14 protein-coding genes are annotated in these 12526 nt (G+C 60.7%); 6 read left to right on the top strand and 8 right to left on the bottom strand.

Annotated elements, in window-relative coordinates; genetic code table 11:
• Positions 1–219: 219 nt before the first annotated feature.
• Together ACMGF7_RS01120 and ACMGF7_RS01115 are read left to right on the top strand one after the other, a co-directional pair.
• A complete protein-coding gene (locus ACMGF7_RS01120; protein ID WP_164095339.1) occupies positions 220–1125 on the top strand; it encodes a bifunctional helix-turn-helix transcriptional regulator/GNAT family N-acetyltransferase in 906 nt (301 codons plus the stop codon).
• A gap of 84 nt (positions 1126–1209) precedes the next feature.
• A complete protein-coding gene (locus ACMGF7_RS01115) occupies positions 1210–2508 on the top strand; it encodes an SLC13 family permease (RefSeq protein WP_164095285.1) in 1299 nt (432 codons plus the stop codon).
• Here ACMGF7_RS01115 and dapF read toward each other — a convergent pair.
• From dapF to bhsA (ACMGF7_RS01100), 3 genes are all read right to left on the bottom strand, one after another.
• A complete protein-coding gene (gene dapF, locus ACMGF7_RS01110) occupies positions 2483–3358 on the bottom strand; it encodes a diaminopimelate epimerase (RefSeq protein ID WP_049239924.1) in 876 nt (291 codons plus the stop codon). The genes ACMGF7_RS01115 and dapF overlap by 26 nt on opposite strands.
• 113 nt (positions 3359–3471) lie before the next feature.
• Entirely contained in the window at positions 3472–3729 is a 258-nt protein-coding gene (bhsA, locus tag ACMGF7_RS01105) for a multiple stress resistance protein BhsA (RefSeq protein ID WP_004939517.1), read from the bottom strand.
• 193 nt (positions 3730–3922) lie between these two features.
• Positions 3923–4180 carry a multiple stress resistance protein BhsA gene (gene bhsA / locus ACMGF7_RS01100; protein WP_049239923.1) on the bottom strand — a complete coding sequence of 86 codons (258 nt, stop codon included), beginning with the start codon at positions 4178–4180 and terminating at the stop codon, positions 3923–3925.
• Positions 4181–4355: 175 nt separating this feature from the next.
• On the opposite strand from bhsA (ACMGF7_RS01100), the gene ACMGF7_RS01095 reads away from it, so the two are divergent.
• Positions 4356–5000: a TetR/AcrR family transcriptional regulator gene (locus tag ACMGF7_RS01095; RefSeq protein ID WP_004939509.1), complete on the top strand. Its 645-nt coding sequence runs from the start codon at positions 4356–4358 to the stop codon at positions 4998–5000.
• 35 nt (positions 5001–5035) lie between these two features.
• On the opposite strand, the gene ACMGF7_RS01090 is transcribed toward ACMGF7_RS01095, so the two are convergent.
• The 4 genes from ACMGF7_RS01090 to ACMGF7_RS01075 all read right to left on the bottom strand — a co-directional run bounded on the left by ACMGF7_RS01090 (position 5036) and on the right by ACMGF7_RS01075 (position 8406).
• Positions 5036–5854 carry a MetQ/NlpA family ABC transporter substrate-binding protein gene (locus ACMGF7_RS01090; RefSeq protein WP_004939506.1) on the bottom strand — a complete coding sequence of 273 codons (819 nt, stop codon included), beginning with the start codon at positions 5852–5854 and terminating at the stop codon, positions 5036–5038.
• Between the two features lie 19 nt (positions 5855–5873).
• Complete coding sequence (locus ACMGF7_RS01085; RefSeq protein ID WP_420286337.1) at positions 5874–6542, bottom strand: methionine ABC transporter permease; 669 nt, start codon at positions 6540–6542, stop codon at positions 5874–5876.
• Positions 6535–7560, bottom strand: a complete 1026-nt coding sequence (locus ACMGF7_RS01080; protein WP_049239922.1) for a methionine ABC transporter ATP-binding protein — start codon at positions 7558–7560, stop codon at positions 6535–6537. Before ACMGF7_RS01080 ends, ACMGF7_RS01085 begins: the two co-directional genes overlap by 8 nt.
• Before the next feature lie 402 nt (positions 7561–7962).
• Complete coding sequence (locus ACMGF7_RS01075; protein WP_049239832.1) at positions 7963–8406, bottom strand: acetyltransferase; 444 nt, start codon at positions 8404–8406, stop codon at positions 7963–7965.
• Between the two features lie 242 nt (positions 8407–8648).
• On the opposite strand from ACMGF7_RS01075, the gene ACMGF7_RS01070 reads away from it, so the two are divergent.
• The 3 genes from ACMGF7_RS01070 to ACMGF7_RS01060 all read left to right on the top strand — a co-directional run bounded on the left by ACMGF7_RS01070 (position 8649) and on the right by ACMGF7_RS01060 (position 11343).
• The gene (locus ACMGF7_RS01070; RefSeq protein WP_004939498.1) at positions 8649–9521 is read left to right on the top strand and encodes an oxygenase MpaB family protein; all 873 of its coding nucleotides are present in this window, start codon (positions 8649–8651) and stop codon (positions 9519–9521) included.
• A gap of 162 nt (positions 9522–9683) precedes the next feature.
• On the top strand, positions 9684–10787 hold the full coding sequence (locus tag ACMGF7_RS01065; protein ID WP_021503957.1) for a suppressor of fused domain protein: 1104 nt from the start codon (positions 9684–9686) through the stop codon (positions 10785–10787).
• 28 nt (positions 10788–10815) lie between these two features.
• A complete protein-coding gene (locus ACMGF7_RS01060; RefSeq protein ID WP_015377091.1) occupies positions 10816–11343 on the top strand; it encodes a cysteine hydrolase family protein in 528 nt (175 codons plus the stop codon).
• Between the two features lie 32 nt (positions 11344–11375).
• Here ACMGF7_RS01060 and ACMGF7_RS01055 read toward each other — a convergent pair whose 3' ends face one another.
• Positions 11376–12251, bottom strand: a complete 876-nt coding sequence (locus ACMGF7_RS01055) for an NAD(P)-dependent oxidoreductase (protein ID WP_049239833.1) — start codon at positions 12249–12251, stop codon at positions 11376–11378.
• Positions 12252–12526: the final 275 nt, after the last annotated feature.

Raw genomic sequence — 12526 nt, 5'->3', positions numbered from 1 at the left:
TTTTAATTTTATTAATTTGTTTTAAATTGGATTTAAATGCTGTCATATGAAATATTTTGACATATTCAGGTGCCGGATTGGTTATTCATTCGCAATTGTTTATGCGTTATCGTTATGTTCAAAATTAGATAACACTATCAACCAATAACCCATCCAACGTAGCCTGAAGGTGGGAGAACAGGGGAGCATAACGCCGTGAACATCAGGGATTTCAGAGCATTGGCGCGCAATTTGGTCAGAGAGTTCGGCATGTTGAACAAGCAGAGCAACGGCTCGCGCTTTTCGCCGCTGCAGATCCATCTGATGATCGAAGTCAGCGAGCAGCCGCTGGGCGTCACCGAACTGGCGGCCCGGCTTTGCATCGACAAGGCCAGCGCCAGCCGGGCGCTGCGCAGCCTGGTGGCCGCCGGCGTGATAGAAACGGTGGACCATCCTGATGACAAGCGGCACAACCTGCATCGGCTGAGTAAACAGGGCGGCAAGACGCTGGCCGGCATCGAGAGCGACGCCGACGGTTTTATGCAGGCGGCGCTGGCGCAGTTGGACGACGATGAGCTGGTGAGCACCACTGCGGCGATGAAAAAGATGACCGCGGCGCTGCGCAGCGCGCGCAAACAGCGCGACGCCAATCTGCGGGTGCGGCCGATCGCCGAGCGCGACGATGCGGCGATGGCGGCGATCATTCGCGATGTGTTTCGCGAGTACGGCATGGACAAAATGGAAGGGGTCAGTCTGCACGATCCGGATCTCGATCGGCTGACCGGTCTGTATCGCGACAACGGCGGCCACTACTGGGTGCTGGAGCGGGACGGACAGGTGGTGGGGGGCGTCGGCATGGCGCCGCTGGCCGGCGAAGAGCCCGGCTATTGCGAGCTGCAAAAACTGTTTTTCAAACCCGGCGCGCGCGGGCTGGGCATGGCGCGCCATATGGTGGTGCAGGCGCTGAAGGCGGCGCGGGCGGCGGGGTATCGCTACTGCTACCTGGAAACCACCGAACAGTTGAAAGAGGCGATCGGGTTGTACTATGCGCTGGGGTTCACGCTGTTGACGGAACGGCGCGGCAATACCGGCCACCACGGCTGCAACGTATGCATGCTGAAAAATCTCCAGAGCGACGATATGTGAGCGGTTTCAAGGTTAGCGCCCGCGCCTTGTGTCACCCTGTTAACCGTTTGATAACAATCACAACGTTTTATCAGGGAGGAAACTATGTTGGGGGATCCGATGGCGCTGCCCGCGCTGGTCACGCTGGTGGTCATCGCGCTATGGGCCAGCGCCCGCTTGCCGGAGTATGTGGTCGCGCTGCTGTTCTTTGCGGCGGTGATGGTCTTGCAGCTGGTGCCCGCCGCGGTGACCTTTTCCGGTTTCGCGTCTTCCGCATTCTGGCTGGTGCTCAGCGGTTTTGTGCTGGGCTCCGCCATCCGCAGCACCGGTTTGGCGGATCGCCTGGCCAACCGACTCTTGCCGCATCTGGCCGGTTCCTGGCCCCGGCTGGTGGGCGGCGTGGTGGCGATAAGCTACGCGCTGGCGTTTGTCATGCCATCCAATATGGGGCGGATTACGCTGCTGATGCCGATCGTTATGGCGTTGGCCAATCGCGCCGGTCTGGCGGAAGGCTCGCGCGGCCGCATCGGTTTGGCGCTGGCGGTGGGGTTCGGCACCTTCCAGCTCTCCGCCAGCATCCTGCCGGCCAACGTGCCCAATCTGGTGATGAGCGGCGCGGCGGAAAGCGCCTATGGCAGCCACTTCGCTTATCTTTCTTACCTGCTGTTGCACGCCCCGGTGCTCGGGATCGCCAAAGGCGCGCTGCTGACGCTGTGCATCTGCGGCCTGTTCCGTGCGCGACCGCAGCCGGTGGCGGCCGAGGCGGCGCAAACCCCGCTCAGCGCCGCCGAATGGCGGCTGATCGCGCTGTTGGGCGCCACGGTGCTGTTGTGGATGACCGACAGCTGGCACGGCATCGCTCCCGCCTGGGTGGGGTTGGCGGCAGCCTGTTTCTGCCTGTTGCCGCGTATCGGGTTTCTCAACGGCGAGCAGTTCGCCGCCGGGGTTAATGTGCGCACCTGTATCTACGTGGCGGGGATCCTGGGGCTGACCGCATTGGTCAGCCACTCGGGGCTCGGCGATCGGTTGGGCGGTGCGCTGCTGGCGATGATGCCGGATCTGCATGGCAAACCGTTCGCTGCGTTCGGTTCGCTGGTGGGGATCACCTCGTTGCTGAATTTCGTGGTGACCGCCAACGGCGTGCCGGCGCTGTTTACTCCGCTGGCGCAGGCGTTGTCCGCAGGCAGCGGCTTGCCGCTGCTGACGGTGCTGATGACCCAGGTAATCGGTTACGCCACGCCGCTGCTGCCGTATCAGGCTTCGCCGATCGTGGTGGCGATGGGGATGGGCAAAGTGCCGGCGCGCGAGGGGCTGAAGCTGTGCCTGCTGTTGGCCGCGCTCAGCTTTGCGCTGCTGGTGCCGTTGGATTATCTGTGGTTCAGACTGCTGGGGTGGATCCCGTAAACAGCCCTGCGCCGCCGGCAAAACAATCTTCGTCCAGCGTCAGAGTGGCGATTTTATGCACCGGTCCGCGCATGCTGACCTGAAAATCGCCGCTGAAGGCGATCTGCAGCTCGCCGCCCGGCATCCGCACGCTAACCCGATCGCCGACTCGTCTCAACTTGCGCATCACGCTGGCGGCGGCGCAGCTGCTGCTGCCGGAGGCGAGGGTAAAACCGGCGCCGCGCTCCCAGATGCCGATGCGCAGCGTCTGGCGATCGACCACTTCCACCAGTTGTACATTGGTGCGTTTCGGGAACAGCGGATGGCGTTCAATCTGCGGTCCGAGCCGATGCACCTGCGCCAGATCCAGTTTTTCCACCGGCACCACGCAGTGCGGGTTGCCCATCGACACCAGCGAAACGCTTAACGTCTCCTCCCTCAGGGGCAGCGGATAGTTCAGCGCCTCCGGCAGATCGATCAACGCCGGCAGCGCCGCCGGGCTGAAATTGGCGCGCCCCATTTCCACCGTTATTTGATGCGCGTCTTGCGCCACCTGGCAGCGCACGTCGCCGCCGGCGGTGTGCACCAAAAACGGTTGATGGCCCACGCGGCCGCTGTCAAACAGATAGCGCGCGTAGATACGCAGGCCGTTGCCGCTCTTCTCCGCTTCGGAACCGTCCGGGTTGATGATGCGCAGGGTGGGATTGACGGCGTCGCCGCTGTCGATCAGCAGGCCGTCGGAACCGATGCCGTAATGCGGGTGGCACAGCAGGCGGATCTGTTCATGGCTCAGCCGATCGGCGACCGAACGGTGGCATACCAGGTAGTCGTTGCCCAGACCGTGATATTTGTGGAACAGCAGGGGAGTCATGGCGTTGCTCGGCTCAGCGGAAAAAGGTCGCTACAGCTTACAACAGAACGTTGGCGTTAAAGCAAGCAAAAGGCGGCCTGAGCCGCCCTTTTGCACGATTGCCGATCCGGCCATTAATTGTAGATGATCGCGGTGCCGTGCAGTTTATTGTCACCGGTGGTGGCGATGATCTGGAAGGATTTTGCGCCCGCCGCATCGGCTTTGGCCGCCAGTTTGTTTTCCAGGCTGCTCAGGTCGGACGCGCCGCTGACGGTGACGACGCCGGCTTTTTGCAGGTCGGCGGGTTGTGCGTTAACCAGTTCGGCGGCGAAGCTGCCGAAGGAGACGGAAGCCAGTGCGATGGCGGCGATGGTCATTTTCAGGTTTTTCATGGTCTTATTTCCTATCTTTGTTCTTTACGATGTTTGTTTTGTAAGGTCGTCAAATTAATTAACGATCGATAATTTAATGTTAGATGCCGGTTTGACGGATTGCAAGTATTTTTTTAATACTCGTTAATTAATTTTTTTTGACGCCCTGGCGTCGGGAGCAAAACTTATCGCGATCCGCTGGTTTAATTCATTGTTATTGATATATTTCTGCGGTGCCGTGCAGCTGGTTGTTACCGCCGGCGCCGATGATACGGAAGGATTTTGCACCGGCCTGATCGGCTTTGGCGGCCAGGCTGCTTTCCAGCGAGGTAAGATCGGATGCGCCGCTGACGGTAATGACGCCCACTTTCTGCTGGCCAGCCGGTTGGTTCTGGACCAAATCAGCGGCGAAGCTGCCGAAGGAAATGCTGGCCAGAGTGAGGACTGCTAAGGTTAATTTTAAGTTTTTCATAATGTTAATTCCTTTCCGATAACGGTGAATAGAGGGGTTTAATCCGCTTCGCTAAATTATCTTAACGATCGATAACTAAATGCTAATCGGTTCTCGACGAGGGCGCAATATTTTTTTATAATGATCGTTAAGTTATTTGTGCTAACCCTGCTGTGGAGCGGGACAGGAGAGAATGATGAGCATCAATGAAGAGGTCTGCGGCAAAAAGAGCCGTGGCAGGCCGAAACAATTTGATCGCGACCGGGCGCTGGAAAGCGCGCTCGATCTGTTCTGGCGGCACGGCTATGAAGCCACCTCGCTGGCCGATCTGGTGGAAGTGACCGGCGCCAAAGCGCCGACGCTGTATGCGGAATTCGGCAACAAGGAAGGGATGTTCCGCGCGGCGGTGGAACGCTATCTGCAAAAATACACCACCTGCACCAACCAACTGTTGGAACAGGCGTTGCCGGTGGCCGAGATCGTCGAGGCCTACGTGCGTTCTTCCGTCGAAGTGTTTACCGATCCCGATACGCCGTCAGGTTGTTTTATGGTGTGCGCCTCCGCCGCGCTGTCGTCCGCGTCCGACGACGTCGCCCAGATGCTGCGCAAAAAACATCATGCCCAGGAAGCGGCGCTGAAAGCCTGTTTCGATCGCAAGGTGCAGCAGGGTGAACTGCTGGCGAAGACCGACACCGCGCTGCTGGCGAAATACGTCATTTGCACCATTGAAGGCATGTCGGTGCAGGCGCGCGAAGGGGCAAGCCGCAGCGATCTGCTGCGGTTGCTGGAGGCGTTGATGCTGGTGTGGCCGCGGCTCAGCCAGATTGGCAATAAGGTGTGACAACCGGCCCGGCTTTTACCGGGCCGTTTAACCCATTACTGATTGACCGGGATCACCGCGCCCTGGTACTTCTCGCGAATAAAGTCCTGAATCGGTTTTGAGTGCAGCACTTTGACCAGCGCCACGATCTCCGGCTTGTTCACGTCGGCTTTGTGCACGGTGATAATGTTGGCGTACGGGTTGTTTTCGCCGCTTTCGACCGCGATCGGATCCTTGGTCGGATTCAGCCCGGCGTCGATGGCGTAGTTGGCGTTGATCACCACCGCGTCGCCTTCGTTGTTGTTATACATCTGTGGCAGCAGCGCGCCCTCAACGTTGGCCTGGAACTTCAGGTGTTTCGGGTTTTCCACCACGTCGGTGATGCGCGCGTCCACTTTGCTCACCCCCGGCTTCAGCTTGATCACGCCTTCCCGTTCAAAAATAGACAGGATGCGGCCTTCTTCCGCCACCGCGTCGCGCATGATGATTTTGCCGTTTTCCGGCAGATCTTTCAGGCTCTTGTACTTCTTCGAGTAGATACCGATAGGCTCAATATGGATCGCGCCGGCGCTGACGAAGTCGTAGCTCTTGTCGTCGGCGTGGTCTTTCAGCACCGAGTTCAGGTAAGGCACGTGCTGGAAATAGTTGGCGTCAATGTCATGGCTGGCCAGCGCAGTGTTCGGCAGGATGTAGTCCTGGAAGCGCTTGATTTGCAGATCGATGCCTTCCTTCGCCAGTATCGGTTTAGCCTGTTCGAGGATCTCGGCGTGCGGCACGTTGGAGGCGCCGACCACCAGCTTGGTCGCCGCGGCGGCGCCAAAAGAAGCCAGAGTGGCGACGGAGGCGAAAGCCAACATCAGTAGGTGCTTTTTCATCATCGTTTTCCTTGGTTAATTAACGTTTATCGAGCGTTCTTGTCAGGGTGTCGCCAATGAACTGAATGACGAAAACGATCAGCAGGATCGTCAGCGTCGCCACCAGCGTCACGTCACTGTGGTTGCGTTGGAAGCCTTCCAGATAGGCCAGGTTGCCCAGTCCGCCGGCGCCGATCACCCCGGCCATCGCGGTGTAGCTCACCAGCGCGATCAGGGTGACGGTGATGCCGGAAACCAGCGCCGGCGAGCTTTCCGGCAGCAATACGCGGAAAATCAGGGTGCGGTTTTTGGCGCCCATCGAGCGCGCCGCTTCGATCACTCCTTTGTCGACCTCGCGCAGCGCGATCTCCACCAGCCGGGCATAGAACGGCGCCGCGCCGACGATCAGCGCCGGCAGGGCCGCATCTGCGCCGAGAATGGTGCCGATAAGCGACTTGGTGAACGGGATCAGCAGCACGATCAGAATGATGAACGGAATGGAGCGGAAGACGTTGACCAACACGGAGATCAGCGAGTAGACCGCCCGGTTCTGCAACAGCTGGCCCTTCGAGGTTAAAAACAGCAGCACGCCGAGCACGATGCCCAGCACCAGCGTGGCCAAACCGGCGATGCCGGTCATGTACAGCGTTTCCCAGGTGGCGTCCCACAGTTGGTCCAGACACAGGTGGGGGAACAGGGATTCAATCATGTTGGATAACCTCGACGGCGATGTTTCTTTCGTTCAGCAACTTGAGCATGTCGGCGACTTGTTGTTCGTTGCCTTCGGCGTAGATGTACAGTTCGCCGAACGAACCGTTGAGGGTGTGGCTGATCTTGCCGTGCAGAATGTTGATGGTCAGGGCGTAGCGCCGGATCACTTCAGAGATCACCGCCTGATGGGTTTGCACGCCGACGAAGGTCAACTTGAAAATCGCCCCCGGCAGGTGGGCGGTGAGCTGCGGGTTGAAGCTCTCTTCGGTGTCCGCATACTGCGACACCTGTTTGACGAACTGCCGGGTGATCGGCTGCTGCGGCCGGGTGAACACATCGAGCACCGGGCCTTCTTCGACGATGCGGCCGTTTTCCATCACCGCCACGCGGTGGCAGATTTTGCGCACCACGTGCATCTCGTGAGTGATCAGCACGATGGTCAATTTCAGCTGACGGTTGATGTCCAACAGCAGGTCGAGAATGGCGTCGGTGGTCTGCGGATCGAGCGCCGAGGTGGCCTCGTCGCACAGCAGCACGCTCGGGTTATTGGCCAGCGCGCGGGCGATGCCGACGCGCTGCTTTTGGCCGCCGCTGAGCTGCGACGGGTAGGCGTTTTCGCGCCCCTGCAGGCCGACCAGCGCGATCAGTTCCGCCACGCGCGGCGCAATCCGCGCCTTGGGCACGCCGGCGATCTGCATGGAAAACGCGATGTTCTGGCTGACGGTGCGCGACCACAGCAGATTGAAGTGCTGAAACACCATGCTGATTTTCAGCCGCGCCTGGCGCAGATGGCTGCCTTTGGCGCGGGCGATATCGAAACCGCCGACGTCGATGCGGCCGCTGGTGGGCGTTTCCAGGCCGTTGAGCAGGCGGATGAGGGTGCTTTTGCCGGCGCCGCTGTAGCCGATGATGCCGTAAATTTGCCCGGCCTCTACCGCCAGGCTGACGTTGTCTACCGCTACGACGCGGCCCTGTGTGCTGTCAAAAGTTTTGCAAACGTTCGAAAGAACGATCATAGCGAAGCGGATCCTTATCGATACATCACAGCATTCCGTCCAGAGCGCGGTGCGCCGGACAGAGATCGTTCGGCTTTTCGGCTGACGGAACCTCTGTTGCGGGTGAATACCGGGCAATCCTACCGAGGGTTGATAGTGACAGGAAGAATGTAAAATCTATTACTTATTCTGATTTGATATATAAGGCGGCCGGGGAGGCGGGGGGAAGAAAACCGGCCGCAGGGCGGCCGGCGAGATTGATGACAAACCTTATACCCTTGCCGGGTTGGCAGAGAGCACCGAATAAAAAACAAGGAAAATCAATTTATTGATTTTCGGCTGATCACCACAAAGAGGGGAAAAACCACGCTTTTTCCCCTCTTTGTCAATAGACTGACCAGCCGCAGGGCGGCCGGCGGAGGGTTAACGTTTGTCCAGCTTCATGTGCAGCAGCGGGAACGGGTTGCCCTGGCCGTCGAGCGGCGAGCGGCCGGTGATGACAAACCCGTAGTGGCGGTAGAAGCCGCTGGCCTGCGGATTTTGCTCGTTCACGTCCAGCTGCAGCTCATCGTGCAGCGTTTCCGCGTGGGTCAACAGCGCTTTGCCCACGCCTTGGCCGCGCTGTTCGGCGTCGATAAACAGCATCTCCACCTTGTTGCCGTTCAGGCCGATAAAGCCGCAGGGATGCCCCGGTCGGTCTTCGGCCACCCAAACGTTGACCGCCGGCAGGTAGTCGTTCAGCACCAGCGGGAACAGCTGCGCGATGTTGTCTTCGGTTAAAAAATGGTGGGTGGCGCGCACCGAACGCAGCCAGATATCTGCCAATTGCGCGTTGTCTTCCGCCGCGCGTGCTCTGATGGTAATCATCGAACTCTCTGCTATCTAAGTTGAAGGAAAAGAAACTAGATAGAGGTTTTGTGGGGTTAGTGCCGAATTAACGTGGGTTAACGCCCTGCAAAGCGCCTCTGCAGTGGATCGAATAGGCCCGCCTTCTCGCAAGCGGTATAACAACTGTAATTCAGCAAGTTAATGCTTTCAACCGCCGCAGGGCGCAATGAGGCGCCCGTCGCGTGATACACTGGCCGCTGAACCAGCAAGAGGGCGGCAGGATGGAAGCGGTACGCGCAGCGATAGAAAAACAGGTGCTCAGCCTGACCGGGCTGGCGCTCGGCGGCGTCGATTTTGAGAACCCGCCGGGCGATCCGGGCTTGTTCGGCCCGCAGTCTGTCATCTGGCAGGTACATCGCGACTTCACCCCGATGCTGTGCGGCGGCGTCAGCGCCTTGCTGCTGCAAATGCTGCACCCGCTGGCGCTGGCCGGAGTGTGGGATCACTCCAATTTTCGCGAAGATATGATCGGCCGCCTGCGCCGCACCAGCCAGTTCGTTTCGGTCACCACCTTCGGCCCGACCGCCGAGGCGCAGCGGCTGATCGCCAAAGTCAAAGCCATCCATCTGCGGGTGACCGGCGTCGGCAGCGACGGCACGCCTTATGCCGCCAGCGATCCGGCGCTGCTGACCTGGGTGCACGTGGCGGAGAGCAGCCGTTTTCTGGCCAGCCACCTGCGCTACCGCAACCCGCACCTTTCCCGCGATTTGCAGGATCAATACTATCGTGAAGCGGCGCGCGTGGCCGCCGCGCTGGGGGCGACGGCAATTCCTCAGTCCTGCGCGGAGGTCGAAGAATACCTGCAGGCGATGCGGCCGCAGCTGGTGTGCGATGAACGCACGCAAGAGGTGGCGCGCATTCTGCTGAAGGCGCCGGCGCCGAGCGCATTGGCGCGCCCCCTCGGTGGGGTGGTGATGCAGGCGGGCATTGATCTGTTACCCGATTGGGCGCAGCGGCAGTTCGGTTTTCATCCGGGCGCGCTGCGGCGGCGGCTGGTGCGAACGGGCGCCGCCGGTTTGGGCAAGGTGCTGGGCGCGTCGATGCGCAACGGTTCCTATCAGCGTGCGGTGCGGCGCATCACTCAGCCGTCATGAGCCGCAGCCGCTATAATTAGCCTTTGTTTATCTTCGTTTACGGCCGTTTTTGAGACTTTTACGGGTGATCCGGCCAGTAATGCGTTTTACACTTGGGGCAAAGCCACATTCCATTTTTGGCGCGCAGCCGATTCTGCCGCGCCCTGACCCTATTGAGGTGATATGAACGAGTCATACGTACTTGCTGAAGTCAGCAATGAGAACCAGACGCTGGTCGCGGTGGTTCAGCAAGATCACCGGGCAGCCTATTTTTACATCTATCCCGCCGAAGCCTACAGCGATCGCTATCAGGTGCGCGCCTGTTGGCTGCGCAATCTGGCCGCCGCGCCGCTGCAGGAGGATCGCGCCGCGCTGGAACAAGGGCAGCCGCCGATGCTGGCGGCGGAGTTTTGCCGCAACCTGGAAGGGGAAGCGCCGCTGAACCCGGAAGGGCTGATGGTGGTGTGGAGTGAAAGCGACGACGGCGCGGCCCTGTGGTATTACGGCCAACTGTTGGCGGTGATCCCCGGCTGGAGCCTGTATATCGATCATTCGGTGTGCTATTCGGCCAGCTGCATCAAGGAGAGCCCACTGGCCTATCCGCTCGGTTCGGCCTCGACCAACACCCAATATGCGCTGGCGGAAAGCACCCGCCAGTTTTGGCGCAGCTGGCAGCGTGAAGAGGGCAATCCGTGGCCGAAGATGCAGCGCGATTTTCAGGCGCGCTATGAGCCGCATTTCGGCCCTTCGGTAAAATACTACGCCATCGATCAGGGCAAGTGGCCGCCGATGGCTATCACCCAGCACGAACGCGACGGCATCTATTACTTCCTCACCATGGGGGTCAGCATCCGGCCGATGCCGTGGGTGGAGATCCTGTTCAACGACGAGGCTTCGCGCTATCGCCGCATGGAGATGGCGATCGCCATCGACAGTCAATACATGACCGAAGACAACGCGGTGCAGATGGCCAGCGCGCTGGCCGGTTTCGCTCATGCGCCGTGGGCGCGGCTGACCTGGATCGGCGAAGGGCATACGCTGGAGTCCGACGTGGCGCCGCTGGGCTATGAGGGCTATATTTTATCGTCGTCCTTCTACCCGCATCACGCGCACCTGGCTCTGCCGCAGCAGTATGGCGATCCGGTTAACCTGTTCTGGGCCAGCCCGGTGTTTACCGCCGAGCGCCAGCTGGCGCACGCCACGCCGAACGGCGGGCACGATCTGGTGCACAGGCTGCGCGAGCAGGGCGTCGACCATATTTTCCGCCCGCGCCAGCCGGTGTGCTGACGCGCTTATCTTTTCTTCAGGAGCCGCCATGACCACCGCGCTGTTGATTATCGATGTGCAGGAAGGGTTGTTTACGCCGCCGCCGGCGGATGCCGCGGGCACCGTTGCGCGCATCAATCAGCTGAGCGAGCGCGCCCGCCGGGCCGGTGCGCCGGTTGTCGTCATTCAGCACCATACGCCGGACGATGAACTGCCGCACGGCAGCGCCGCCTGGCAAGTGCTCGCGGCGCTGACGGTGGCGCCGGGCGACCATCGGGTGGAGAAAACCACGCCGGACTCCTTCCTGCGCACCTCGCTCGGCGCGTTACTGATCGCCAACGGCGTATCGCAGCTGGTGGTGTGCGGCTACTCCACGCCGTTTTGCATCGATACCACGGTGCGCAGCGCGGCGGCGCGCGGCTATCCGGTGACGCTGGCGGCGGATGCGCATACCTGCCACGACAAATCCTATGCCGATGGCCTGCTGATCCGCACCCACCATAACGAGACGCTGTCGAACATCGACAGCTTCGGCGTGCCGATCCGCGCGGTGCCCGCGGCGGACATCGTGTTCTGAGAACGGAAAACGGGGGCCAACGCCCCCGTTCGTTATTTCAGGCCCGCCCGCCGCGCCGCCACCTTGGCCAGCGCCGCCCAGTCCAGATCCGCATCCCCCTGCGCCATCGCGTCGAGGAAGTTGTCTTTCAGCACCCCGGCGAACGGCATCGGCGTATGGCTGTCGGCGCCGGCGGCCAGCGCCAGCCCGACGTCCTTCAGCCCCAGCGCCAGCCGGAATCCGGCGGGTGAATATTTCTCGGCGGCGATCAGCGCGCCATAGCCCTGATAGGCCGGGGCGGCGAAGACGGTGCTGCTCAGCATCTGCAGGTAGTCGGCGCCGGATACGCCGTAGTTGCGCACCAGCGCGCTGCCTTCCGCCATCGCTTCAATGGCGCTGGCCAGCGTAAAGTTGGTGGCGATCTTGACCACGTTGGCCTGCGCCGGATCGGCGCCGAAGTGCCAGGTTTTCTGGCCAAGGGCATCGAACAGCGGCTGCGCTTGCTTCAGCCGCTCGCTATCGCCGGCCGCCAGAATATTCAGCTTGCCGGCGGCGGCCACGTCGACCCGGCCCAGCACCGGCGCGGCGAGATAGCCGATGCCGTGTTCCGCATGCAGCGTCGTCAGGCGTTTGGCGAGTTCGACCGAGATGGTCGCCATATTGATATGCAGCGCGCCCGGTTTCATCTGTTGCAGCAATCCGCTGTCCACCACCACCTGTTGCGTGGCGGCATCGTCGGCCAGCATGGTGATCAGCACGTCGGCATCGGCCAACTGTTCCGGCCGCTCGGCCTGCCGCGCGCCGGCGCTCACCAGCGGCTGCGCCGCCTGCGGCGAGCGGTTCCATACCGTTAAGGCGAATCCCGCCTGCAACAGGTTGGCCGCCATGGCGCTGCCCATCCCACCCAGTCCGGCAAATCCGATCTTCATCATGCGCTCCTTTTTCAGGTTGAAGGTTTTACCCTAGCGCGCCGGGCCAGGAACGCAAATGCCGGAATGTAACGTCGTCTTACGCATCGGCGGCGGGTTATTGACGCGCTGCCGCAGCGGGTATACCTTGATGCCATGAATATATCGATGCACTCCACCCACAACCAGTCATGGTGGCGCCTCTTCTGAGGCGGCACGAGTATTCACATCTCTTTTTAATGCCGCCGGTTTGGCGGCATTATTTTTTGTGGCGTTGATCCGGCGGTCTACAGACC

This window comes from Serratia sp. BNK-17, from assembly GCF_048684935.1.
GTDB classification, from domain to species: domain Bacteria; phylum Pseudomonadota; class Gammaproteobacteria; order Enterobacterales; family Enterobacteriaceae; genus Serratia; species Serratia nematodiphila.
Note: the sequence above shows the minus strand (reverse complement) of the source record. Positions and strands in the feature narration are given on the sequence as shown.

What these genes read in the sequence shown, in the direction of transcription:
- ACMGF7_RS01115 (WP_164095285.1), top strand. Translation starts at nt 1,210, where the DNA reads ATGTTGGGGGATCCGATGGCGCTGCCCGCGCTGGTCACGCTGGTGGTC.
- dapF (WP_049239924.1), bottom strand. Translation starts at nt 3,358, where the DNA reads ATGACTCCCCTGCTGTTCCACAAATATCACGGTCTGGGCAACGACTAC.
- bhsA (WP_004939517.1), bottom strand. Translation starts at nt 3,729, where the DNA reads ATGAAAAACCTGAAAATGACCATCGCCGCCATCGCACTGGCTTCCGTC.
- bhsA (WP_049239923.1), bottom strand. Translation starts at nt 4,180, where the DNA reads ATGAAAAACTTAAAATTAACCTTAGCAGTCCTCACTCTGGCCAGCATT.
- ACMGF7_RS01095 (WP_004939509.1), top strand. Translation starts at nt 4,356, where the DNA reads ATGAGCATCAATGAAGAGGTCTGCGGCAAAAAGAGCCGTGGCAGGCCG.
- ACMGF7_RS01090 (WP_004939506.1), bottom strand. Translation starts at nt 5,854, where the DNA reads ATGAAAAAGCACCTACTGATGTTGGCTTTCGCCTCCGTCGCCACTCTG.
- ACMGF7_RS01085 (WP_420286337.1), bottom strand. Translation starts at nt 6,542, where the DNA reads ATGATTGAATCCCTGTTCCCCCACCTGTGTCTGGACCAACTGTGGGAC.
- ACMGF7_RS01080 (WP_049239922.1), bottom strand. Translation starts at nt 7,560, where the DNA reads ATGATCGTTCTTTCGAACGTTTGCAAAACTTTTGACAGCACACAGGGC.
- ACMGF7_RS01075 (WP_049239832.1), bottom strand. Translation starts at nt 8,406, where the DNA reads ATGATTACCATCAGAGCACGCGCGGCGGAAGACAACGCGCAATTGGCA.
- ACMGF7_RS01070 (WP_004939498.1), top strand. Translation starts at nt 8,649, where the DNA reads ATGGAAGCGGTACGCGCAGCGATAGAAAAACAGGTGCTCAGCCTGACC.
- ACMGF7_RS01065 (WP_021503957.1), top strand. Translation starts at nt 9,684, where the DNA reads ATGAACGAGTCATACGTACTTGCTGAAGTCAGCAATGAGAACCAGACG.
- ACMGF7_RS01060 (WP_015377091.1), top strand. Translation starts at nt 10,816, where the DNA reads ATGACCACCGCGCTGTTGATTATCGATGTGCAGGAAGGGTTGTTTACG.
- ACMGF7_RS01055 (WP_049239833.1), bottom strand. Translation starts at nt 12,251, where the DNA reads ATGAAGATCGGATTTGCCGGACTGGGTGGGATGGGCAGCGCCATGGCG.